This is a genomic window from Lactobacillus acidophilus (assembly GCF_034298135.1).
Classification (GTDB): domain Bacteria; phylum Bacillota; class Bacilli; order Lactobacillales; family Lactobacillaceae; genus Lactobacillus; species Lactobacillus acidophilus.
In genome coordinates, this window is the sequence record NZ_CP139575.1 from 935,746 (window position 1) to 959,000 (window position 23,255).

At 34.1% G+C, this 23,255-nt stretch carries 22 protein-coding genes, 1 tRNA gene, 1 pseudogene and 1 other annotated feature (1 of these 25 running past the window's edge); of the genes and pseudogenes, 14 read left to right on the top strand and 10 right to left on the bottom strand.

All coding sequences use genetic code 11. From position 1 onward, the window contains the following. Window positions 1-182 (bottom strand) — a binding site (T-box leader) (it extends 57 nt beyond the left edge of the window). A gap of 83 nt (window positions 183-265) precedes the next feature. The 5 genes from SO785_RS04165 to SO785_RS04185 all read right to left on the bottom strand — a co-directional run bounded on the left by SO785_RS04165 (window position 266) and on the right by SO785_RS04185 (window position 6,216). Continuing rightward, window positions 266-2,686: an HAD-IC family P-type ATPase gene (locus tag SO785_RS04165; protein WP_003546985.1), complete on the bottom strand. Its 2,421-nt coding sequence runs from the start codon at window positions 2,684-2,686 to the stop codon at window positions 266-268. A 78-nt stretch (window positions 2,687-2,764) separates the two neighbouring features. Continuing rightward, on the bottom strand, window positions 2,765-3,268 hold the full coding sequence (locus tag SO785_RS04170; RefSeq protein ID WP_003546982.1) for a dihydrofolate reductase: 504 nt from the start codon (window positions 3,266-3,268) through the stop codon (window positions 2,765-2,767). 9 nt (window positions 3,269-3,277) lie between these two features. Further along, a complete protein-coding gene (locus SO785_RS04175; protein WP_003546979.1) occupies window positions 3,278-4,234 on the bottom strand; it encodes a thymidylate synthase in 957 nt (318 codons plus the stop codon). 127 nt (window positions 4,235-4,361) lie between these two features. Then, on the bottom strand, window positions 4,362-5,753 hold the full coding sequence (locus tag SO785_RS04180) for an amino acid permease (RefSeq protein WP_003546978.1): 1,392 nt from the start codon (window positions 5,751-5,753) through the stop codon (window positions 4,362-4,364). A 259-nt stretch (window positions 5,754-6,012) separates the two neighbouring features. Continuing rightward, window positions 6,013-6,216, bottom strand: coding sequence for a helix-turn-helix domain-containing protein (locus SO785_RS04185; protein WP_003546976.1), 204 nt, complete (start codon window positions 6,214-6,216; stop codon window positions 6,013-6,015). A 163-nt stretch (window positions 6,217-6,379) separates the two neighbouring features. Between SO785_RS04185 and SO785_RS04190 the strand changes: the two genes are divergently transcribed. From SO785_RS04190 to SO785_RS04205, 4 genes are all read left to right on the top strand, one after another. Further along, complete coding sequence (locus SO785_RS04190) at window positions 6,380-6,718, top strand: helix-turn-helix domain-containing protein (protein WP_003546974.1); 339 nt, start codon at window positions 6,380-6,382, stop codon at window positions 6,716-6,718. Between the two features lie 528 nt (window positions 6,719-7,246). Next, entirely contained in the window at window positions 7,247-7,900 is a 654-nt protein-coding gene (locus SO785_RS04195) for a phage capsid protein (protein ID WP_021874067.1), read from the top strand. Window positions 7,901-7,902: 2 nt separating this feature from the next. Continuing rightward, on the top strand, window positions 7,903-8,103 hold the full coding sequence (locus tag SO785_RS04200) for a hypothetical protein (protein ID WP_003546969.1): 201 nt from the start codon (window positions 7,903-7,905) through the stop codon (window positions 8,101-8,103). Window positions 8,104-8,322: 219 nt separating this feature from the next. Continuing rightward, window positions 8,323-9,273 (top strand): tyrosine-type recombinase/integrase, encoded by a 951-nt coding sequence (locus SO785_RS04205; protein ID WP_003546967.1) that lies wholly within the window; start codon window positions 8,323-8,325, stop codon window positions 9,271-9,273. Window positions 9,274-9,465: 192 nt separating this feature from the next. On the opposite strand, the gene SO785_RS04210 is transcribed toward SO785_RS04205, so the two are convergent. Then, window positions 9,466-9,554: transfer RNA gene (locus tag SO785_RS04210), tRNA-Ser, on the bottom strand. 134 nt (window positions 9,555-9,688) lie between these two features. Between SO785_RS04210 and bsh the strand changes: the two genes are divergently transcribed. Together bsh and SO785_RS04220 are read left to right on the top strand one after the other, a co-directional pair. Continuing rightward, complete coding sequence (gene bsh, locus SO785_RS04215; RefSeq protein WP_021874066.1) at window positions 9,689-10,666, top strand: choloylglycine hydrolase; 978 nt, start codon at window positions 9,689-9,691, stop codon at window positions 10,664-10,666. A gap of 104 nt (window positions 10,667-10,770) precedes the next feature. Beyond that, entirely contained in the window at window positions 10,771-11,346 is a 576-nt protein-coding gene (locus tag SO785_RS04220; RefSeq protein ID WP_003546962.1) for a phosphatase PAP2 family protein, read from the top strand. A 50-nt stretch (window positions 11,347-11,396) separates the two neighbouring features. Here SO785_RS04220 and SO785_RS04225 read toward each other — a convergent pair whose 3' ends face one another. Then, window positions 11,397-12,230 carry a DegV family protein gene (locus SO785_RS04225; RefSeq protein ID WP_003546960.1) on the bottom strand — a complete coding sequence of 278 codons (834 nt, stop codon included), beginning with the start codon at window positions 12,228-12,230 and terminating at the stop codon, window positions 11,397-11,399. 225 nt (window positions 12,231-12,455) lie between these two features. On the opposite strand from SO785_RS04225, the gene eno reads away from it, so the two are divergent. After that, window positions 12,456-13,742 carry a phosphopyruvate hydratase gene (eno, locus tag SO785_RS04230; RefSeq protein WP_003546959.1) on the top strand — a complete coding sequence of 429 codons (1,287 nt, stop codon included), beginning with the start codon at window positions 12,456-12,458 and terminating at the stop codon, window positions 13,740-13,742. Between the two features lie 49 nt (window positions 13,743-13,791). Here eno and SO785_RS04235 read toward each other — a convergent pair whose 3' ends face one another. Next, complete coding sequence (locus SO785_RS04235) at window positions 13,792-14,388, bottom strand: DUF4767 domain-containing protein (protein ID WP_011254283.1); 597 nt, start codon at window positions 14,386-14,388, stop codon at window positions 13,792-13,794. Between the two features lie 74 nt (window positions 14,389-14,462). Beyond that, complete coding sequence (locus tag SO785_RS04240) at window positions 14,463-14,951, bottom strand: nitroreductase family protein (protein WP_003546951.1); 489 nt, start codon at window positions 14,949-14,951, stop codon at window positions 14,463-14,465. A gap of 140 nt (window positions 14,952-15,091) precedes the next feature. On the opposite strand from SO785_RS04240, the gene SO785_RS04245 reads away from it, so the two are divergent. The 7 genes from SO785_RS04245 to SO785_RS04275 all read left to right on the top strand — a co-directional run bounded on the left by SO785_RS04245 (window position 15,092) and on the right by SO785_RS04275 (window position 22,098). Then, the gene (locus tag SO785_RS04245; RefSeq protein WP_015613346.1) at window positions 15,092-15,955 is read left to right on the top strand and encodes an ROK family protein; all 864 of its coding nucleotides are present in this window, start codon (window positions 15,092-15,094) and stop codon (window positions 15,953-15,955) included. A gap of 185 nt (window positions 15,956-16,140) precedes the next feature. Further along, window positions 16,141-17,523, top strand: coding sequence for a glycoside hydrolase family 1 protein (locus SO785_RS04250; protein WP_003546946.1), 1,383 nt, complete (start codon window positions 16,141-16,143; stop codon window positions 17,521-17,523). Next, the gene (locus tag SO785_RS04255) at window positions 17,523-18,950 is read left to right on the top strand and encodes a PTS sugar transporter subunit IIC (RefSeq protein ID WP_011254281.1); all 1,428 of its coding nucleotides are present in this window, start codon (window positions 17,523-17,525) and stop codon (window positions 18,948-18,950) included. The genes SO785_RS04250 and SO785_RS04255 overlap by 1 nt, the downstream gene beginning before the upstream one ends. Before the next feature lie 48 nt (window positions 18,951-18,998). Continuing rightward, window positions 18,999-19,244 (top strand): hypothetical protein, encoded by a 246-nt coding sequence (locus SO785_RS04260; RefSeq protein WP_003546942.1) that lies wholly within the window; start codon window positions 18,999-19,001, stop codon window positions 19,242-19,244. Between the two features lie 141 nt (window positions 19,245-19,385). Further along, window positions 19,386-20,108, top strand: a complete 723-nt coding sequence (locus SO785_RS04265) for a GntR family transcriptional regulator (RefSeq protein ID WP_011254280.1) — start codon at window positions 19,386-19,388, stop codon at window positions 20,106-20,108. Between the two features lie 9 nt (window positions 20,109-20,117). Beyond that, on the top strand, window positions 20,118-21,599 hold the full coding sequence (locus SO785_RS04270; protein WP_003546937.1) for a family 1 glycosylhydrolase: 1,482 nt from the start codon (window positions 20,118-20,120) through the stop codon (window positions 21,597-21,599). An 88-nt stretch (window positions 21,600-21,687) separates the two neighbouring features. Next, window positions 21,688-22,098 carry a DUF3284 domain-containing protein gene (locus SO785_RS04275; RefSeq protein ID WP_011254279.1) on the top strand — a complete coding sequence of 137 codons (411 nt, stop codon included), beginning with the start codon at window positions 21,688-21,690 and terminating at the stop codon, window positions 22,096-22,098. A gap of 102 nt (window positions 22,099-22,200) precedes the next feature. On the opposite strand, the pseudogene celB reads toward SO785_RS04275, so the two are convergent. Beyond that, window positions 22,201-23,154: pseudogene (celB, locus tag SO785_RS04280) on the bottom strand (PTS cellobiose transporter subunit IIC); the annotation flags it as partial. Window positions 23,155-23,255 lie beyond the last annotated feature (101 nt).

Sequence of the window (23,255 nt, forward strand, 5' to 3'; positions counted from 1 at the left end):
CCTCATTAGCTATCAAATAATAGCCTGCATTGTTAACGGATACAACTCCGCTGATAGCTAAATGTCACCATCAGTCATCGTTCCAAGCCCATATTCACCAGGTTTTATTTGCTAACTTTCACCACAACGTTAGCTCTCTTTAAAAATAAAATTCTCGCTACTCAGCTCTTCAAGATGTTTAGTTATAATTTGTTATAAATAAGTTATCATCATTTTTTAATCTAGTCAACACATTTTTTAATTTTTACTACTATTATCTTATTTCTTAATTACTTGGACTTTTACGTCCTCGTTGATAAGCCTCACGCAGATCACCAAAAGTCATATTCTTTCCTTTTTGATCAAAAATAATTAATACCTCACGCACACCATCCAAAATTCTAGATAGCCAACGAAAAATAGTAGTTGCGGCACAGAATAATACAATCAAAATAAAGATTGCTTTATCTGAAATCATCGTTAGTGAGAATAGATCATGCAAGAAAATAATTGCTAAAATTAAACCCAAAAATGAACCCAACATTACTAGTAATCTAAATTTATTAAGTGGAGCTGAAATATGATATAAAACCATTGCACCTACTGCAACTAAAAGTAAAGTAGCAGTGGTACCTACATCGTTGTGATCAAGTGAAATATATCCACCAGCTATAACCAAAATACTTACTGCAAGCATATCAGTTACACCACCTGGTATTGCACGAGATAAGACGTTAGGAATAAATTGCCCACGAATGCGATTATGATTACTTTCTAAAGCCAATAGAAATGAAGGCAGGCCAATCGTAAATGCAGAAATTAATGTAATTTGTGATGGTTGTAACGGATAATTAATAATCATTATTAACGAGAAAATCGCCATTAAAAATGAAAAAATATTTTTTACTAAAAACAAGCTAGCTGATCGTTGAATATTGTTAACTACTTGTCTACCTTCATTTACCACATCAGGCATTTTAGCAAAATTAGAATCTAATAAAACAACTTGTGAAGCTTGAACTGCAGCACTATTTCCTGACGCCATCGCAATTGAACAATCCGCTTTTTTCATTGCCAAAATATCATTAACACCATCGCCAGTCATAGCAACAGTATTACCTAAATTCTGTAATGCCTTCACAAATTTTCTTTTTTGTTCCGGTTTTACTCGACCAAAAACATTATAATTTTTAACTGCTTCTTCATATCCATCTTCTTCAATTTTTTGAGCATCAATATACTTTTCAGCATTTTTGATACCTGCTTGTTGAGCAACTCTAGAAACAGTAACCGGATTATCCCCAGAAATAACCTTAATCTCTACTCCCTGTTTAGCAAAATATTCAAAAGTAGATTTAGCTTCTTTTCTAATTGGATTGGCTAGTAAAATATATCCATAGACTTCAACGTCTTTAGTTAACTTAGAATCATCTTCTGTTAAAACATCCGGATAATTTGCCACAATTAGCACACGATAACCTGTTGAAGCATATTGTTCAAATTCATCTTTATATTGATCAAACTGATCACGTAAAACCATTTCTGGTGCACCAATTAAAATTGTATGATCATTGAAGATTACACCACTATATTTATTTACTGATGTGAATGGCAAAATACTGCTAGCTTTCTTACCAGTATTATTGGCAAAAAAGTTCTTTATTGCCTTCATAGTAGCATTATCAGGCGGCATGTTTTTAGCAAAATCACCAATAATTTGATCTAAATTATTAGCTTTAAAACTCTTAGAACTGACCGTCTTTTCTACACTCATCTTAGGTTCTGTAATAGTACCAGTTTTATCAACGCAAAGCACATTCACGCGTGCCAGGGTTTCAACACTTTTCATATCATGAAGCATAACTTCTTTGCGCGCTAATCTAACAGCAGATAATGCCAAAGCAATAGTAGTTAATAGATACAACCCTTCTGGAATCATTCCTATAATTGCGGCTTCCATAGAAACAATACTGCGATATAGCGACATGCGATTGACAAAATAACTCATTGAAAATAGAGCTATCCCTAGTGGGATAATGATAATACCTACCCATTTTATCAATTTATTAATTGAGCGCACCATCTCAGACTGTTCGCTACTACCCATTGCTTTTGCTTTAATGGTTAATTTGGAAATATAACTATTCTTACCAACTTCTTCCAGCTGCATATAGGCTGAACCCGAAACAACGAATGAGCCTGACATCAGTTCATCACCAACATCTTTAGAAATTTCATCTGCCTCACCTGTGAGTAGCGATTCATTAACACGAATATTTCCTTTAACCACTTGTCCATCTGCTGGAATCTGATCGCCTGTTTTTAATAAAACAATATCGCCTTTAACTAACTCTTCTATTGGTACTTGTACTTCTTTTCCATCTCGCAAAGCCCCAATATCTGTAGCATTCATTACGTTTAACTTGTTCAATATTTTTTTAGCACGAATTTCTTGCACAATTCCAATTACAGTATTTAAAACAATGACTGGCAAAAAAGTTAAATCCTTATATGCGCCAACAAAAATCAAAAGTAATGATAGTACTAAGAAAATCAAGTTAAAGTAAGTAAATAAATTTTCTGCAATAATTTGTTTATTTGTTTTAAATTGATCATCAACGGCCTTATTAATTTCACCAGCTTCAATTTTTTGCTTAACTTGTGCAGCTGTCAGGCCCGTATTTAAATTTGTTTTTTCTTCATTCATATATTATTACCTAAGAAACTTAATATTTATTAATATTATACCTAAGATTCAAAAAAGCTCGCAAATTGCGGGCTTTTTTTACTTTAATTTATAAGTTAAAAAAGTATATGGATACTTATTTTTCTCATCCGGCTCATAATGCTTCTTAGCTACTAAATTAAAACGGCTATAATCAATTTCAGGCATTTTAGTATCTGCTTCAAAAATCGCATCTATCTCCGTTTTTTCTAATACTTCTACTTGGTCCATTAAAGCGTTAAAAATCGACACTCCACCAATTGCACACATCCGCTCATCTTGATGTTCTGCCACAAAATTATGTAAATCTTCAACTGTGGGTAAAATAGTCACTTGATCATTATTTTGATATTTATTTTTTAGCTCTTCATTATGAGTTAAAACAATATGTTTTCTTTTAGGTAACAAATTAGGAAAACTTTCAAATGTTTTTCTTCCCATAATTATTGGATGATTAATTGTTACTTCTTTAAAATGCTTCATATCAGCCGGCAAATACCATGGTAAATGTCCATTCAAGCCAATATTTTTTTCTTTATCTTCTGCCCAAACATATTCAATCATTACTTCACCTTAAACAGCAACTGGCGCCTTAATTGTGCCATGATGCTTATAATCCACTAACTTAATATCTTGCATATCAAAATCTTCAATATGTTTTTTTTCAGGATTAAGCCATAACTGTGGAGATTCATATGGCTTGCGACTAAGCATTTCCTTCACTTGACTAAAGTGGTTACTATAAATATGAGCATCCCCCAATGTATGAATAAATTCACCCACTTGCAGACCAGTTTCTCTGGCAATCATATTTAATAAAAGTGCATATGATGCAATATTAAATGGCACGCCTAAAAACATATCTCCACTACGCTGATAAAGCTGAACGCTAATTTTTCCATCTACCACATAAAATTGGAACATAACATGACACGGAGGAAGAGCACTAGTTGGTACATCTTCTGGATTCCAGGCTGTTACAATCATCCTGCGTGAATCTGGATTATTTTTAATTTGTTCAATTACATTTTCAATTTGATCAATAAAGCTACCATCTCGCTTTTGCCAATGGCGCCATTGTGCACCATAAACGTCGCCTAAATTACCATATTTTTTGGCGAAGTTCTCATCATCAAGGATACGTCGATCAAATTTTTTTAATTCAGCTTGATAAATTTTATTAAATTCCGGATCACTTTGACTTCGTAAACCAAAATCAGTCATATCAGGACCAGTATATTCATCACTGTTAACCCAATTTTTAAATGCCCACTCATCCCAAATATGATTTTTATGTTCTAATAAAAAACGAATATTAGTGTCCCCTCGTAAGAACCATAGGAGTTCACTTTTAATTAAACCGAATGGAACCTTTTTAGTGGTTAAAATTGGAAACCCTTTTGATAAGTCAAAGCGCATTTGAGCACCAAAATAACTCCTAGTTCCAGTTCCTGTACGATCATTTTTATCATGACCTTCAATCATAATTTTATTAATCAAATCTAAATATGGTTGTTCAAGAATTGCCATTTATCTCACCCTTTAAGTATCATTTCTTTTTAAGATACCATAGATCTAGTATTTTTGATAATGCAAGTATCAATATTTAGTATTTGGTAAAAATAAAAAGCCCTGAAATTTCAAGACTTCTTAATCATTAATTATTTTTACTAAATTCATCTTTATGTCTAACTAAATAAACAATTGTAGCCACAATTAATACCAATGCTCCGGTAATTACTGAAATTCTAGTATCTGGATTAATAAACATAAAGATAACAATTACTAACAGCATTAAAAATGCGAAGTAATTAGAAAATGGATATAACGGCAATTTGAACGGGTGATCTTTCATCATATCTTGATTATGTCTTCTAAATCTTAACTCAGCCAATAGAATTACAAACCATGGAATCATTCCTGGTAAAACTGATGAACTGAAGACAATCACAAATAAATCTGATGCCGAATGATTAAATTGAGATGCAATTATATTTAAAATAAACCCAATAAAAATCCCACCAGAAATCCCCATAATGGCGCGATCAGGCACAATTCTCTTAGAAATATGCTTAAATACACTAGGTGCTTCATTATCATGAGACAATTTAAATAGCATTCTACTTGATGAATAAATCCCCGAGTTAGCTCCTGACAATGCTGCAGTTAATACAACGAAGTTAATAATCGAAGCAGCAGCAGTGATTCCTACCTTAGCAAAGGTAGTTACAAAAGGAGAACCTAAGCTACTTAACTTATTCCACGGATAAATAGTTACAATCACAAAAATTGCACCAACGTAGAAAATTAAAATTCTCAAAAGAACAGACTTGACACTCTTTACAATTGCTTTTTGCGGGTTAGCCACCTCGCCTGCCGAAATGCCTAGCAACTCAATTCCTTCATATGAACCAACAATAATTGACATCGAGAAGAAAAAGCCTTTTACTCCGCCAGTAAAGAAACCGCCATGAGCCCATAAATTGCTAAAACCAATTGGCTTTCCACCGTTGCCTACACCAAAGAAAATTACAATAAAGCCTAGGATGATCATTAAAATAATAGTAATTACTTTGATCATAGCAAACCAAAACTCAAGTGATGCATATGCTTTTGCACTAGCCAAATTAGCTAAAAGTAGAAAAGCGATAATAATTACACCTGACCATAAAGCACTGATATTAGGCCACCAATATTTCAAATATTCAGTTGCAGCAACCACTTCAGACATTCCTACAACAATATATTCAAAAACGTTTGCCCACTCCGCCAAATATCCAGCCAATGGATGCACATATTCCGTTGCATAGTCAGCAAAAGAACCTGTACCTGGATTAATGTAAAGCATTTCCCCTAATGCTCTCATTACGATATATAAAATTAGTCCTACAAACATATAGGCTAAAAGTACGGACGGCCCCGTCCATTTAATAGTCGATGTCGACCCCATAAATAAACCTACACCGATTGCACCGCCAAGAGAAATCATTTCCATTTGACCTGCAGTCATGCTTCGGCTAAGCTGGGGTACTTTATTCTTTTTTCCCATAACTCAACTCCATGTATTATAAATACTCTATCCTTTAGATAATCATCGAAATTAATTTACTTTTGATTTTAGTAGTTTGTCAAGGGAAAATTTATTCACAACATAATAAAAGCGAACTAAGTAAAAATTAACTTAGTTCGCTTTTTCATGCTTAAGGAGTGTACATCATCAACCTTCAAGGTTCTTACTTTGTTTCCTTCGAAATTAAATAATTGAAATTTTCCATTCGCCTCTCCTTCCGTGCGAAAATCGCACTATTTTAAATAAAAAATTTTTCTAAAGGAATACCCAGTTTCTTAGAAAGGGCTGGAAGTTCTGAGGCTTGAAACTTATAAATACCATGTTCTCTCCGAAAGTACTTATCGGAACTAGCTAGTCCTAGACTTTTCGCCATATCCTCATTGCTGAAGCCTCGCTTTAATCGTCTTTCACGAATCAAAGCTAAGTTAATTTCTTTTTTCATGTGCTCACCTCTTTTGCAAGTTGCGATATTCGCAATTCATCTTACACGCATTATATTACATTGCTATTTTCGCAATGTAACTACTTTTTTCGCAATTTTTTTAAGTCATAAGTTGCTATTTATGATATATTTATTGCGAAAAGCGCAATAGAGGTGGAATAAAATGACCAATCAAACTAATTTAGCTCAAAAAATTACCAATTATCGAGAAGCTCAAGATATGACACAAGCTGAATTGGCAGATAAAAGTGGAATTGAGCGAACCGCTCTTAATAAGATAGAAAAAGGAACTAGAAAAGTATCTAGTGATGAATTAAAAGCTATAGCATTAGCACTCAATATTTCTGCTGATACCTTACTGGACTTAAATGGCTCAGAACTAACTTGGGCCGATTTAGGTATGCCTTATGGTGGAGAAATACCGGATGAATTAAAGGATACCTATGCTGATATAGCACGTGGTTACTTCAAACGTCATCCTGAGTATCTAAATAAGAATTAAAAAGTATGATTAGATCTTTTGATGAACTTAGCATAGAAAATAAAGAAAATTATGACAGGCTTATAAAGTATCTAATGAATGCTGTAATGTTCGATTACAAAATAGGTGTTGAATTTTCTAATCGCCTTCCTCCTTTTGCACCACCTCTTAGTTATAATCGCGTAGGCAGATTAATCATCATGAACTCTCGCTGGCCATATCCAACCGAAATACCTTTTCAATTAGCTCATGAAATTGCGCACGTCTCAAACGAAAACCAACATACTACAATCTAAACGATAAAACTGTAAATCGTGGCGAAGCTAATGCAAACATTTTTGCTATAAATCTGCTATATAAATTTTGCTATAAATCTGCTATATAAATAATGTGAAGAAAACGACTACCATTTTGACAACTTCTATAAATTTGCAAAAGCTTTCTGTATTCCTAAAAAGCTCTATTACTTATTTAACGATGGGAGTATAGTCCAAAGCCAATGACTATAAACTTATGACAATTAGTTTCTACTTTGGAGGATTTAGATAAGTGTTTACGTATTTATTAATTACGATTTTCGGGATTGGCTTGCTCATTTGGGCTTTTTGGTATGACAAAAACATGTTCAAACCGGAGAAAAAGAAAAACGGAAAAATGACCAAGCCATTACATACCAGATGGTATTTTTGGGTTTTAGTCGTTTTTAGTATAGTTGGTGGTATAGGCAATATGCTGGGATTAGGTGCCGATGATGACGACAGTGATAATAATTCCGCACAAACTGTACAAACATCTAAAAAGGCTAAACAATCTAAAGCCGAAAATCATAGTAAGGCCAAAAAGAGTGGAACAAAGAAAAGCAAAGAGATTTCTGATGAAGAAAAAGAAGCTGCTACTCTTCTACTCTTGAGAAAAAACTTTAAAGGCAAAGCTAAAGTTTGGTATGACTCAGACAATAAAGCTTTTATGATTCAACCAACTGGCACAGAATTTAAGGAAGAATTACTAGACATAATAGCAACTCAAGACACAAGTGATTGGAAAGACCTCACCGATTCAATGGATAGCCTTTCAAGATCTTTGTATAAGAACTTGCAATTAGCTGATTTTGTTTCAATTGTTAATCCAGATAATCCAGATAAGGTGCTATATTCTTCACTTAACGGACACAGCGAATATGATTTCTTGAAGGATGATGAATAAAAATGGGACCAATGAGAACTTTAACAGTTGCGATTGATTGGATTCTAATAATTTTATTTGTAATTTCAATCATCTTACTAATTTATGCACTCGTTAAGAAAAATAAAAAGATGGCTAAATATGCTGGTATTGCAGCAGCAATTATATTTATTTTGCTATTTATAGCGATGAGATTTGCTTTAACAGTAAAACCTGGTCAATAAAAATAAGCCTGCCGCCTTAACAGGTAGCGGGCTTAATTTATAAGGTTAAAAAGAACATTAGTTTCTTATAAAAATTGAGGTGAAAAACATGGCACAGCTTTATAAACGTGATAAAACGTGTAGTGTGTAAGTATCGTGGTATGATGTACACGGTAAGCGTCATTACAAAACTAAAGGCGGCTTTAAGACTAAAACACAAGCCAACAAATGGGGCAATAAATGGAAGTTGCAAAAGATCAGCAACAAATTTCAGATGCTAACCCCGTTTTTGCTGACTATTTTAAAAGCTGGTATGGGACTTATAAAATACCAGGTAAATCCAGAACAACTGTAGTAAGGTACGAAACAATCTATAAAAAGCTAAACGCGTACTACGGTAAGGCTAAATTAGCAAAAGTTACGCGTAAGTCTTATCAAATATTCATGAACGAATACGGTAAGAAGCACGCGAAGGATACTGTCTATAAAACAAATGGTTCTATCCGCTCTTGTGTGCGTGATGGTGTTGCAGATGGCATTATTCAGAAAGATTTTACTCAAAAAATAAATTTAACATGGAATTCGGAGCGCACACGAAAGATTGATTATCTTAATTATGAAGAAATACAATCACTTAAAAACTCCTTGCTACACAATATAAAGCACACTTACATAAGTAGATATATGATACTAACAGCATTATACACAGGGATGCGACCAGGCGAAATTGCCGTCTTGACCTGGTCAGACATTGACTTTAAAAATCAAACAATAAATATTAACAAGTCTTACAATCATGACAAAGGTAGAGTTGATAATTATGATAGCAGTGAAATAGATAAATCTACTAAAAATACAAATTCCGTGAGAATTATTAAAGTTGATAAAAAATTCTTGGACATTCTTAGTCAATTAAAACAAAATGACCACGAAAAAATTTTTATTGGTAAAGATGGAACGATTCCCACTTCCAATGCTGTAAATAAAGTTTGGAGAAAACAATTGGAAAAGCTGAATATTGATAAGCCTAGCTTTCACTTTCATTCCGTAAGACACACGCACGTTGCTCTTCTACCCTTCAAGGGTGTTCCACTTTACGCAATTTCTAAACGTCTAGGACACGCCAATATGTCCACGACTGCTAAAAAATATGCTTATATGCTCGATGAGCTTAAACAACAAGTCAGATGACAAAATTACAGAAATACTTGATAATTTATAGTAAAAAAAGACCGTAACTATGAAAAAAATATAGTTACGGTCTTTTTAGGAAAACGTCAGCGGTTAACTTAATTATGCATAATTTTTGAGTCATTGGCTAACATTTGGCTAACATGAGCAAGTTAAAAGCTTGATACCATGCGGCTTCTAGTTGGGTAAAAAAGGAGTGTACAGGATTTGAACCTGCGCGCCAAGGAAAACTTGGTTCGCCGGATTTCGAGTCCGGTGCATTACCACTCTGCCAACACTCCATAACGCTAATATTATAACCTATTATAAAAAATAGTCCAAAATAAATTTATTCTAGGATGAAAATTTTTAATATGGCTGTTAAAATTAGATCAGTTTCTTAATTCACATAGAGTTTGATAGAAAAGAGAAAAATATGTGTACATCAATTATATTCAGTCCCAAAGATCATTACTTTGGTCGTAACCTTGATTTAGAAATTACTTTTGGTCAACAAGTTGTTATTACGCCACGCAATTACACTTTTAAATTCCGTAAGATGCCCAGTTTAAAAAAGCACTATGCAATGATTGGTATCTCATTAGATATGGATGATTATCCCCTATATTTCGACGCTACAAATGAAAAAGGTTTAGGTATGGCCGGACTCAACTATCCAGGAAATGCTACATATTATGAAGAAAAAGAAAATAAAGATAATATTGCTTCCTTTGAATTCATCCCTTGGATTTTAGGACAGTGTAGCACTATTAGCGAAGTAAAGGATTTACTTAGCAGAATCAACATCGCCGATTTAAATTTCAGCGAAAAAATGCAAACCTCCTCTCTTCACTGGCTTATTGCAGATAAAACAGGTACATCATTAGTTGTTGAAACAGACAAAGATGGAATGCATATTTATGATAATCCAGTTGGCTGCTTAACTAATAATCCACAATTTCCAAAGCAATTATTCAATTTAAATAACTATGCTGACGTATCTCCAAAAATGCCTAAAAATAACTTCTCAGATAAAGTAAATATGGCTGGCTACAGCCGTGGATTAGGGTCTCACAACTTACCAGGTGGAATGGATTCTGAATCACGTTTTGTCAGAGTAGCTTTCAATAAATTTAATGCTCCAATTGCTGAAACCGAAGAAGAAAATATTGATACTTACTTCCACATTTTACATTCGGTTGAACAACAAAAGGGACTGGATGAAGTTGGTCCAAACTCATTTGAATATACAATTTATTCTGATGGAACTAACTTAGACAAAGGTATTTTCTACTACACCACTTATTCAAACAAACAAATTAACGTTGTTGATATGAATAAAGAAGATCTAGATAGCAGCAATTTGATCACTTATGATATGCTTGATAAAACTAAATTTAACCATCAAAACTAAAACAATTCAAAAATAATGTTAATTTTATTTAAAAATTAACATTATTTTTATTTTTCCAGTTAAAATAGATTTAATCAAAAAAGTAATGGGGATATTGCGTCTAAATGAATAGTTGTATTGTAGCGTTAATTTCAACGTCAATTTTATTGTTACTCATTTTTAATATTAAAACCTCACGTCGCTTCAATCTTTTTGATCATTGGTTGCATCATCAACTAGTCAGAAAAAGTACAGGTTATAGCTGGCAAATTATTGCTTTTATTAACGATCCTAAACTAATGGTCGTTTGGGACGTGCTTTTAGCTGGACTTTTATTAAATCAGGAACGTGAATTGACGGCACTTTGGGTATTAGGTACTTTAGGCTTTGCCGATATTTCAGGTATCATTTTAAAAAGGACGATTCGTCGCAAGCGACCAATTTTACATTCAGATATGGAAGAAGGCTATAGTTTTCCAAGTGGTCACGTACTTGGTGCAACCACAATGGGATTGATTCTTCTTCAATTATTTGCCAAAGATCTAGGAATGGGTTTCATAATTTCAATCGTGGCAATTTGGATTATGGTGATTATTTCGCGCTTAAGTTTAAAAGCACATTATCCTTCAGATGTTATTGGTGCTACTAGTTTAGCGATAATTTGTTTTAGTATTTCTCAACAATTATTTTTAGCAATTTAAAAAGCGTAATATCGACAATAATTTTTTATCGGTATTACGCTTTTTTCATTTTATTCATGGAAGCCGACCATAATTCCACCCTCTTCAGCATAAAAGCTGCAAAGGCCCCTCATCGGTCTAATAGTAATTTTAGCATCTGGATATTCTGCCAAAATCTTTTCTTTAATTGCCATTGCATCTTTTTCATTTTTACAATGATCAATGATTACTTCACCACCATGATAGCTATCTTTTTTCATGTATCTAATTATTTCGCGAACTGCTTTTTTCATTCCATGTGCCTTAGCAAGTGGTTCCAATTTTCCTTCTTTACTTGCTGTTCCAATTAGGTCTATTTTTAAAAAGCCAGTAATTTTTGCCACAGCTGATGGAACACGACCATTTAAAGACAAATTATGTAAAGATTGTAATACAAATAATAAATGTGTATGTACTCTATATTCAGCAATTGCCGCTTCTAAATCAACAAAACGAATTTCATCTTTTAACATCTTTTCAATTCCATGAACCACAATCGCGATTTCTGGACCAGCGCTTCTTGAATCAACCACAATAATTTTACTATTAGGGTATTTTTCTTGATATATTGCCTTAGCTTGTAGTGCTGAAGAAAAAGTTCCGCTCATGCTACTAGTCATAGTAATAATGATCGCTTTTTCGCTTCCTTTTAATGCATCAAGCCAGGCCTGAATACTAGGACAAGTCGTTTTGCCGGCTACATTATTTTGATTCATATTATCCAAAAATTCACGTATATTTAAGTTTGGATTATCAATATAGTCATGACCACCGAATGAAATTGTTAATGGTACTACTTCTATGTTACGTTCAGGATCATCTGTCATATTTGAACTTGAATCTACAATTATTTTAATATTTTCCATATTTTTATAGTCCTTAATTTTTACTAGTTACGTTATACATATATTATAGCTCTTTGATATAGCATTTTTTACTGTGCTTTACTATTTTTTAAAATGTAAACCGCTTTCATATGTTTACACGATCACAAAGTTAGGCTAAAATTTGTGTTGTAAAGCGGAGCAAAAATTGTTCCGTATGGCATGCAAAATTTTTGTTACATGCCATAATTTTTGAGGAGGTTTATAATGCTCAAATCAGTTATTGAAAATGTACACGCACTCGAAATTTTTGACTCACGTGGTAACCCAACTGTTGAAGTTCACGTTACTCTTTCAAACGGTGTCGTAGGTAAGGCTGAAGTTCCATCAGGTGCTTCAACTGGTGAAAACGAAGCTGTTGAATTACGTGACGGTGGTTCACGTCTTGGTGGTAAGGGTGTTTCAAAGGCTGTTAACAATGTTAACACTGAAATTAACGACGCTTTAAAGGGTATGGACCCATTTGACCAACCTAAGATTGACCAAACTATGATCGACTTAGATGGTACTCCAAACAAGGGCCGTCTTGGTGCTAACGCTATCTTAGGTGTATCAATGGCTACTGCTGTTGCTGCAGCTAACGCTAACCGTCAACCTCTTTACCGTTACCTTGGCGGTATTGATCTTGAAATGCCACAAACTTTCCACAACGTTATCAACGGTGGTGAACACGCTGACAACGGTATCGACATTCAAGAATTCATGATTACTCCAATTGCTAAGACTTCATTCCGTGATGGTTTCGAAAAGATCGTTAACGTATACCACACTTTGAAGAAGGTTCTTGAAGACATGGGTTACGAAACTGGCTTGGGTGACGAAGGTGGTTTCGCACCTAACATGAAGAACTCAGAAGAAGCTTTGAAGGCTTTACACGAATCAATCATCAAGGCTGGTTACAAGCCAGGTGAAGATATCGGTATCGCATGTGACTGTGCTGCTTCATACTTCTACAACAAGGAAGATGGTAAGTACCACCTTGAAGGTAAGGTTCTTACTGATGATGAATTAGCTGCATACTACGACAAGCTTTTGGATGAATTCCCAGAATTAATGTCAATGGAAGACCCATACGACGAAAACGATGTTGAAGGTATGGTTAAGTTTACTGCAACTCACAAGGACCGTATCCAAATCGTTCTTGACGACTTCATTTGTACTAACCCAGCACTTTTGAAGAAGGCTATCAAGGAAGGTGCAGGTAACGCTTCATTAATCAAGTTGAACCAAATTGGTACTGTTACTGAAACTCTTGAAACTATCCGTATGTCACGTAAGAATGGTTACAACACTATGATTTCACACCGTTCAGGTGAAACTGGTGACACATTCATCGCTGACTTGGCAGTTGCTATAAACGGTGGTCAACTTAAGACCGGTGCTCCAGCTCGTTCAGAACGTGTTGAAAAGTACAACCGCTTACTTGAAATCGAAGAAGAACTTGGCAAGGGCGAACGTCTTGCATTCTTCCCAGATGATGTTGACCACGATTAATTTCGATTAACCGAGTACAATTTCAACAAAAAGCATGTAGATTAATTTTCTACATGCTTTTTTGTTTATCTTCTAAAATTTGTTTAAAGGCTTTATTAAGAGTAGGATTATTCACTTTCTTAACTAATACAAGCTTATTTCGTTTTGACTGATCTAATAAAATAATTGGTTTATTCTTTCTTAAACAAAACAAATATGTATTGTGCCATGTTTCAAAATTATCATTGGCAATTGCTACAACATTGTATTGATACGTATTTTTACCTTCTGGACTCCACCCTATTTTGATTTTTTCTTTATTTAAAACGAAACCATTTTGATCAAAAGCTTTTGGATATGTAACTCCTGCTTTTATTTTTAAAGAATGGACGCCATCATAAAAATGATAATGTTGTTTTTTTACCCTACCCCAATTATTTACAATCTTTTGTAATTCCTGATACTTTGTTTTGTTCCAAACACTTTTTACTTTTGTTTTTTTCTTTTCAATTTTAGGATGTACTACTTTTTTCTTTTTATTCTTCTTTAAAAGATTTTTTTGCTCATCACCAATTGTGATTGCATCTTTGCCAAAATGGATTTGACTACATCCAGCTAATAAATTAGTTACTAATACAATCGCTATACCCGTCCAAATTTTCTTCATCTCATCCTCATGTTTTTGTTCATAAAAAACTGGTAAAAATTCAAAACTTCCATTTAAATTTTCACCAGTATTAATTAATAAATAGTTACTTGATAGCGACTTGAACGATCTTCTTTTTCTGGTTCTCTTGCAATCTTACCTACAGGAACAACAACTGTAGTTTGGAAGTCAGGATCTATATCTAACTCTCGTTGAATATCAGTATAATCATTTAACTTAATTGCTCCACCCATAACATAAACAGAGCCTAATCCTAAATCAGCAGCTTCTAGCATAATATTTTCAGCTGCAACTGATGCATCACGTTCACCAAACATATTCTCCTTCTTGGTATTAATAATAAATAGTACTGGTGCACCATAACATGAATTATCTGTTGCTTTTTCGATTTCTTTGCGTAAAGCTTCATCTTTTACAACAACTAAATTCATAACGTCATTTTGATGCATTCCACATGGTGAAGTTTGAAAAGCTGCAACAATCTTTTGAATCTTATCATCAGAAATTGAATTAGTTAAAAATTGCCTAGTAGCTCTTCTTTTTGTAAAAATTGAATTTACCATTTTTTTCTCCCTAGAGTTTCCTCTATATATTTATATCTATTTTAGTCTTATTCTAACATTAAGCCAGTTATTGACAACGCTTACAAAAATAATTATTATAAATTTAAAAGTATATATTTTTGTTAAGGAGAATTTTTACTATGAATTTAGCAGCAATTGATATTGGTGGTACTACTATTAAAATCGCAACTTGGAAAGATGGAAAGTTACAAGACAAACATGCTATCGATACTCCTGAAAATTTAGACAGTTTTTATCAGGTCTTGACTAATGAAGTAAATAAAATTAAAAAAAATACTCCTATTGAAGGGGTAGCAATTTCCTCACCTGGCGCAGTAAATAAAAAAACTGGGATTATTGGTGGATCAAGTGCCATTCCATACATCCATAATTTTAAAATAGTTGATGAATTAGAAAAATGCTTTGGCTTGCCTGTTTCAATTGAAAACGACGCTAACTCTGCCGCTCTTGGTGAACTAGCTGAAGGTAGCGGTAAAGGCTGTAATAGTATGGCTTTCTTTATTATTGGCACTGGTATTGGTGGCGCTTTAATCATGGATCAAAAAATTTGGCATGGAGCTCACTTATTTGGTGGTGAATTCGGTTATATGATTATGGGAACACATACTTTAAGTGAGTTAGCTTCTCCTGTTGCAATGGCAAATCGCTATAATAAGCGAACGGGTAAAAAGTTAGACGGAAAAACCGTTTTTGAACTTGCTGATCAAGATGACCCTGTAGCTAGTGATGTACGTCAAACTTTAATTCATGCTTTAGCTGTAGCAATTTATAATATTCAGCACAGTTTTGATCCAGAAAAAATTGTTATCGGGGGCGGTATTTCTAATAATCCTAAATTAGTCTCTTTATTAAATAAAGAAATTGATCGTTTAAGAGATGATTTGGATTTAGTAACCTTGAAACCAGATATTGTTTTATGCACTTTAAAGAGCGATGCAAATCTTAGGGGTGCAGTTGCGGATTTCGAACAAAATCATAAATAATCAGTAATTTTATGTTATTTTAATACAATTTTTTCTATAAAAAGCCTATCAGAATAGGCTTTTTATTTTGTTTTTAGCAAAAGTATATATTTTTATTAAAATAAGTCTTTATTTTCAAAAATAATCTGATATACTTATTAGTGTAAAGAAATGAAAGCGCTTACAGAGGGAGAGAAGATAATCAGATGACTGAAAAGCGTAAAATGCCATCTTCATTCTTCTGGGGTAATTCAGTTTCAAGTATGCAAACTGAAGGTGCCTGGAATGAAGACGGTAAAGGTCTTTCTGTTTATGATGTTCGCCCAGCTACTGACAATACTACTGATTGGCATGTAGCAATTGATGAATATCATAGATATGATGAAGACTTAGACTTGATGAAAGACATGCACATGAATATGTACAGAATTCAAATTTCTTGGTCACGTGTATGTCCAGATGGAGACGGTGAATTCAATCAAAAAGGGATCGAATTTTATGACCGTTTAATCAACGCAATGATTAAGCGAGGCATCGAGCCAATGGTTTGTCTTTACCACTTTGATATGCCATTACATTTAGCTAAAGAATATAATGGCTTTATGTCAAGACATGTAGTTGATGCGTTCGTTCGTTTCAGCAAAAAGATGATTGATCATTTTGGTGATCGAGTAAAATATTGGATCGTTTTCAATGAACATAACCTTTACTTCCAAGATGAAGTTTTCAATATTTCCGGTTATAAAAAAGGCGATAAGAGTTTAGATGATATGTACACTATTTTCCATCACACAATGATGGCACATATCCGTATTGCCAATTATATTCATGAAAATTATTCAGATGTTAAAATTGGTGGTATGCTTGCCTTCCAACAAATTTATCCTGAAACTTGTAAGCCTGAAGATGTTTGGGCAGCAAAGCAAGTTCAAGAATTTTTGAACTTCAACATCTACGATGCCGATACTGGTGCGGGCTATTCACCTGAAGTTTTGCAATATGCTAAGGATCATAATATCAACATGGATATTACTGATGAAGATAAAGAAATTATGAAGCATGCTAAAGCTGACTTCCTTGCCTTTTCATATTATTCTTCATGGGTATTATCAAGTGATAAAATTCCTAAAGGTGAAGCTCCAAACCGTTACTTAAATGAAGGCGGTGTTCCTACTAAATTCATTAAAACCAATGACTGGGGTTGGGCAATCGACCCACTTGGCTTTAGAAATGCAATAACTACCATGTACAATCATTACCGTATCCCTATTTTCCCAATTGAAAATGGTATTGGACTTAAAGAAACTTGGGATGGTAAAAATATGATTGAAGATGATGAACGTATTGCATATCACCGTGATCATATTAAAGCCATGAAAGATTCAATGTTCCTAGATGGTGCTAAGGTCTTAGGATATCTTGGTTGGGGTTTAATTGATATTCCAAGCTCTCATGCAGATATGGAAAAAAGATATGGCGCCGTTTACGTAAACAGATCAAATCATGACTTAAAAGATTTGAAACGTGTACCTAAAAAATCATTTTATTGGTTTAAAGAAATACTTAAAGATAATGGAGATGAATTATAATGGCTGATCAAAAACAATCAGGATTTAGCAGTTTTGTTAATAACAAAATTTTGCCTCCTGTAATGAAATTTGTTAACACGAAAGCTATTACTGCATTACAAAATGGTATGATTTATACTTTACCATTTATTATCATTGGTTCTATTTTCTTAATTTTAGGAAATATTCCAATTCCTGCAGTATCAAATGCGATTAATGCTTCTGGTTGGGGAGCAATCTTTAACCAAGCTTACACAACAACATTCTCAGTAATGTCACTTTGGGCATCAATTGGTATCGCCTATATTTACGTTAAGAATGAGAATTTGGAACCATTAGCACCAGGTCTTACATCCTGTGCTGCATTCTTAATGCTTCAAACTTTATCAATTGCTAGTCCTGTTAAAACTGCTTTAAGCAGTGGTATTCCTAATGGTATGAATGCTAAAGCATTTACTGCTGCTATTAGCGAATTACCAAAAGCTGTTCAAACTTATATTGAACAACCTGTTACCGGTGTATTTAACATCACTTGGCTTGGTGGTGACGGTATGATCGCCGCAATCATCATCGGTCTTCTTGTTGGTTGGATTTACAGTGCTATTGTTAAAAAAGGTTGGACTATTAAGCTTCCTAAGCAAGTTCCACCTGCAGTTTCAAACCAATTTACTGCTATGATTCCTGCAGGTATTATCTTAATCGGTTCAATGCTTATCTACGCATGCTTCAACTTATTTGCACATACTGACTTCTTGCAATGGACTTATAACACTATTCAAACTCCATTACAAGGTATCTCAGACTCATTTGGTGGTGCTCTTGCTATTGGTTTCCTTGTTCCATTCTTCTGGTTCTTTGGTGTTCACGGTGGTTTGATTGTTGGTTCACTTGCTGGTCCTATGCTTCAAGCTAACTCATTCGATAACGCTCAATTATACAAAGCTGGTAAGTTAACTATTGCTCAAGGTGCACACGTTGTTACCAACGAATTCTACAACAACTTTATTAATTTAACTGGTTCAGGTATTACTATTGGTTTAATTATCTTCATTCTTGTCGCTGCCAAATCAGCTCAATTGAAGTCAATTGGTAAATTGGAATTAGTACCAGGTATCTTTAACATTAATGAACCATTCCTCTTCGGTTTACCAATCGTTATGAACCCATTCCTTGCTGTTCCATTCTTCTTAACTCCAGTAGTTGTTGCAGCTTCAACCTACTTAGTAATTAGAACTGGTATTATTCCACCACTTAACGGATTTGCTGCTCCTTGGACAACTCCAGCAATTATTTCCGGTTTCTTAATCGGTGGTTGGAAGATGGCTATCTGGCAAGCATGTACTTTGGTAATTTCAACACTTATTTACTGGCCATTTGCTAAGAAGTACGATAACGTTCTTGTTAAACGTGAAGCTGCTAAAAAGGCTCAAGAAGACGCTGCCAAGTAAGAAATATTTCGCTATTAATTTTCTCTTATACTATTAAAGGTCAAAAAAATGTCAGACGAAGTTAAAATTGTAAAAGAATTTGATCGAGATAATCATCACTACAAAATTGGTGTTGCAGCTGATGGACAAGTTTCTGTTTACTTAGATGATGAGACTAAAGCCCATCACGGATATCATTTTCCCGGAGTTATTCAACTTCCTAAGGGAATTGAAGTCGACGGACAAATGATTTTAAGAATCCCGATCGATAACGATTGTGAAATTGCCATTGAAAATGGTATAGCTAACTTTTAAGTAATATAAAAAAGAGATGTTATTGAGCTACAAAAAATAGTAAAATGACATCTCTTTTTTAGTAAAGTATAGAGTTTTGCTATAAAATATATATAAAACACTATAATATTTAAATTTAAAAATAGAAATCAGATGATATAAATGGCAAAGGCAAAATATTTAGAAGTCGCAGAAGAAATAAAAAAAAGAATCCAAAACGATGTATATAGTACGCAAGAGCCCCTTCCCGATCAAGAGGCCTTTGCCAAAGAATTCGATGTTAGTAGATTAACCGTTAAAAAAGCTTTTGATGGTCTAGAAAGACAAGGCTTAGTATATAAGCAATCAGGTTTAGGTACCTTTGTAACTGGAAACATTCCTATAAAGTCCGATACGGATACTCCAGCAAATGCTTTTACAGGTCTAAGAAAATCATTAGGCAAAAGTCATGTTGAAAGCAAAGTACTTCACTTCTCTGTCGAATTTCCTGATGAGCAAATGCAAAAAAATCTTTCTATTCAAAGAAATGAACCCGTTTATAATATTGTTCGTTTAAGACTTTATAACAATGAGCCATTTATTATTGAGCATACCTATATGCCTATTAAATTGGTACCAGAATTAGATGAAGAGATCCTTCATAATTCAATTTATGATTATATTCATCAAAAGTTGCATCTAAAGTTTGGACATGCTTATCGCAAAATTCGTGCAGCCAAACCTAACAAATACGACTTAAAGTATTTAAACGCAAAAAAAGACGATCCTATGCTTGAACTTGAACAGATTATTTGGTTAACCAATGGACAACCAATCGAATATTCAACTAGTCGCAATCGCTATGATACACGTGACTACGTATTACTAGATAATAATAGATTTTAGAGGTAACTTATGTCATTCACTAATAAATTTACTTGGGGCGGTGCTACCGCTGCTAATCAATATGAAGGCGGATATAACGAAGGCGGAAAAGGCTTAAACGCTGTTGATGTTTTAACAAATGGTTCTGCAACCGAACCACGCAAAGTAACCTGGAAAAAGTCAAATGGTGAAACAGGGGCTACACCATTAGTATGGGGACAAGATTTCAAACTTCCAGATGGTGCAGTCCCTACTCTCCTAGATGGTTATTATTATCCAAGTCATCAAGGAACAGACTTTTATCACCACTACAAAGAAGACATTAAATTAATGTCTGAAATGGGTTTTGATGTCTTCAGATTATCAATGAATTGGTCAAGAATTTTACCAAATGGTGATGACAAGAAAGCCAACGAAGAAGGCTTAGAATTTTACGATAAAGTATTTGACGAATGTGCTAAGTACGGTATTGAACCATTAGTCACTTTATCTCACTATGAAACTCCCCTCTCATTAATTACCCGCTTTGGCGGCTGGAAAGATCGTCATTTGATTGATGCATTTGTTCACTACGCTGATATCGTTATGAACCATTATAAAGGTAAGGTTAGATATTGGCTTACTTTTAACGAAATCAATGCTATGGATATGGCACCATACATGGGTGGTGGCCTAATTGATGGTAGTGAACAAAATCGTGCTCAAGGTGCACATAATCAATTTGTTGCTAGTGCTAAAGTAGTAAAATTAGCTCATGAAATTGACACTAATAATCGTGTAGGTCAAATGCTTGCTTACTCAGCTTACTATCCATATACTTGTGATCCTAAAGATCAGCTTAAAGTTATGGAAGTTAAACAAGACATGCTCTTCTATAGCGACGTTCAAACTGGTGGACGTTATCCTGACTATCGCCTCAAGAAGTATGAACGAGATGGTATTAAATTGAACGATAACCCAGAAGATTATGAATTAATTGCCAAATATCCCGCTGATTTCTTGAGTTTTTCATGCTATACTTCAAATGTTTTAACTACTCATGAGGCTGATGCTAAAGCTTCTGGTAATGTTACTGCTGGTGGTGTTAAAAACCCATATCTTGAGAGTAATGCATGGGGATGGGCAACTGACCCGGATGTATTGAGAATCGCTCTAAACGATTTATGGGACCGCTATCATAAACCTTTATGGGTAGTTGAAAATGGTTTAGGCTCTGCAGATACTCTTGAAAAAGATGGTTCAGTACATGATGATTATCGTATTAACTACTTACGTAGCCAAATTAAATCAATGCGTGATGCTGTAACTCTTGATGGTGTTGATTTAATGGGTTATACTACCTGGTCTGCAATCGATCTTGTTTCAAATGGTACAGGTGAAATGAAGAAACGCTACGGTTTTGTCTATGTAGATCGAGACGATCGTGGTAATGGAACACTTAAACGTTATCCTAAGGATTCATTTTATTGGTACAAGAAAGTTATAGATTCTAATGGTGAAGATTTAGATTAGCCATAAAGAGCCTAGCAAAAAAGTTAGACTCTTTTTTCATAAAAAGATAAGATTAATATATATGGTGATATAGAGAGAAGGATTTTTATTGATTACTATTTCTAAACAATACAATTTTAAAGCAAACGACTTTTTTGATTATCTCGATCGTCAATTAATTGAAAGTATTAAAAAAGCTCGTAATAATGATATGCCGGTTGTTTTAAAATCTGGTACGGAGTATGAACAATCAGGTGCCAAAGTTAAAATTACTGAATATGAACGTGGCAAAGTTTATGCTGCGCACTTTACTTCTAATAGATTTGATATCATTATCAAGTATTTAACTGAAGATAATGATGAAGGCGTTAAAATTACCTTTAGTGAAGAAATGCTTCATTTTGAACGTCAACAACATAGTAAGCTACAAACCATGTTTTACAATTGGCAACTGAAAATGGGAGCTAATAAAGAACTAAAACGTATGGCTGACAATGTTTATGCAAATATGGCTGCTTAGAATCACCCTCTCAGCATATAAAAGCCGTAACTCAATCGAGTTACGGCTTTTTCTAGTTCAAAGATAAGTGTCAAAGTTTAATAATTAACAATATTTTCTCTCTTAGTTCTTAGCAGCTCCTGCTTGTTCCTTTTTAAGAAGAACATTATCGTAATGCTTAATGAAAGGAAACCAAATCAAGAAAGCAACAATCGCACAAACTACAGAAAGTACTGCCCCTTGCCAACTTACAGTAGCAAGATAACCACTCAAACCAACTGGTGTTGGCCATGGTTGCTGAACAATAATCTTAGGTACAAGATGAGTCGATACAGCGACATAGCCTACAATGCCTGAAGCAAGTGGCGCACAAATGAATGGAATTAATAAATTGATATTATAAACAATTGGCAACCCGAACAAAAGCGGTTCATTAATGTTGAAGATGGCTGGAACTAATTCAACTTTACCAATTTCTTTCAATTGGGCTGAACGTGAACCAAAGGCTAACCAAATAGCCATACCTAAAGTAGCACCTGAGCCACCGATAATTACGAAAGCATTCATTGGGTCACCAGCAAAGAAGTGTGTAGCCCCTTTTACGTTAGCAGCCATGTTAGCCAAAACAATAGGAGTATAAAATGAACTCATGATTGTTGCACCATGGATACCAAACCACCATAACAAGTGGATCAAGAAGATAATGATTAGGAATCCCCACCAAGTATCAGCAATATTACTAATGAATGAAAATGGAATGTAAAGGACCTTAAAAATATCAGTTCCTAAAGTTACCAAAATCAATTCAATTATAGCAACTACTAACGCAATACAGAAACCAGGAATTAAGGCACTAAATGAATTAGAAACACCAGATGGAACTGATGCAGGCATCTTAATTCTCCAGTTATGCTTAACAGTATAACGATATATTTGAACAGTTAACCAAGCAATTACTAAACCGGTAAAAATACCTACTGAAGCAATTCTAGTAATACCGCTAGTAGATGCTTCATAACCGCCCGCAACTATTTTAGTCTTGGTAAGAATAGTGACAAACTGAATTGAGCCATTTTTCTTTCCCCCAATGCATCTGAAACAAGTTATTAAATCTGGGCAATTTTATTATAGTAAAATCTTTTCTGATGTAAGCGCTTTTCATATACAGATGCTATATT

What these genes read in the sequence shown, in the direction of transcription:
- SO785_RS04265 (WP_011254280.1), top strand. Translation starts at nt 19,386, where the DNA reads ATGGCAAAGGCAAAATATTTAGAAGTCGCAGAAGAAATAAAAAAAAGA.
- SO785_RS04190 (WP_003546974.1), top strand. Translation starts at nt 6,380, where the DNA reads ATGACCAATCAAACTAATTTAGCTCAAAAAATTACCAATTATCGAGAA.
- SO785_RS04205 (WP_003546967.1), top strand. Translation starts at nt 8,323, where the DNA reads ATGGAAGTTGCAAAAGATCAGCAACAAATTTCAGATGCTAACCCCGTT.
- SO785_RS04225 (WP_003546960.1), bottom strand. Translation starts at nt 12,230, where the DNA reads ATGGAAAATATTAAAATAATTGTAGATTCAAGTTCAAATATGACAGAT.
- SO785_RS04245 (WP_015613346.1), top strand. Translation starts at nt 15,092, where the DNA reads ATGAATTTAGCAGCAATTGATATTGGTGGTACTACTATTAAAATCGCA.
- SO785_RS04185 (WP_003546976.1), bottom strand. Translation starts at nt 6,216, where the DNA reads ATGAAAAAAGAAATTAACTTAGCTTTGATTCGTGAAAGACGATTAAAG.
- SO785_RS04260 (WP_003546942.1), top strand. Translation starts at nt 18,999, where the DNA reads ATGTCAGACGAAGTTAAAATTGTAAAAGAATTTGATCGAGATAATCAT.
- SO785_RS04170 (WP_003546982.1), bottom strand. Translation starts at nt 3,268, where the DNA reads ATGATTGAATATGTTTGGGCAGAAGATAAAGAAAAAAATATTGGCTTG.
- SO785_RS04270 (WP_003546937.1), top strand. Translation starts at nt 20,118, where the DNA reads ATGTCATTCACTAATAAATTTACTTGGGGCGGTGCTACCGCTGCTAAT.
- SO785_RS04165 (WP_003546985.1), bottom strand. Translation starts at nt 2,686, where the DNA reads ATGAATGAAGAAAAAACAAATTTAAATACGGGCCTGACAGCTGCACAA.
- SO785_RS04220 (WP_003546962.1), top strand. Translation starts at nt 10,771, where the DNA reads ATGAATAGTTGTATTGTAGCGTTAATTTCAACGTCAATTTTATTGTTA.
- SO785_RS04235 (WP_011254283.1), bottom strand. Translation starts at nt 14,388, where the DNA reads ATGAAGAAAATTTGGACGGGTATAGCGATTGTATTAGTAACTAATTTA.
- SO785_RS04255 (WP_011254281.1), top strand. Translation starts at nt 17,523, where the DNA reads ATGGCTGATCAAAAACAATCAGGATTTAGCAGTTTTGTTAATAACAAA.
- SO785_RS04180 (WP_003546978.1), bottom strand. Translation starts at nt 5,753, where the DNA reads ATGGGAAAAAAGAATAAAGTACCCCAGCTTAGCCGAAGCATGACTGCA.
- SO785_RS04240 (WP_003546951.1), bottom strand. Translation starts at nt 14,951, where the DNA reads ATGGTAAATTCAATTTTTACAAAAAGAAGAGCTACTAGGCAATTTTTA.
- SO785_RS04200 (WP_003546969.1), top strand. Translation starts at nt 7,903, where the DNA reads ATGGGACCAATGAGAACTTTAACAGTTGCGATTGATTGGATTCTAATA.
- SO785_RS04175 (WP_003546979.1), bottom strand. Translation starts at nt 4,234, where the DNA reads ATGGCAATTCTTGAACAACCATATTTAGATTTGATTAATAAAATTATG.
- eno (WP_003546959.1), top strand. Translation starts at nt 12,456, where the DNA reads ATGCTCAAATCAGTTATTGAAAATGTACACGCACTCGAAATTTTTGAC.
- bsh (WP_021874066.1), top strand. Translation starts at nt 9,689, where the DNA reads ATGTGTACATCAATTATATTCAGTCCCAAAGATCATTACTTTGGTCGT.
- SO785_RS04250 (WP_003546946.1), top strand. Translation starts at nt 16,141, where the DNA reads ATGACTGAAAAGCGTAAAATGCCATCTTCATTCTTCTGGGGTAATTCA.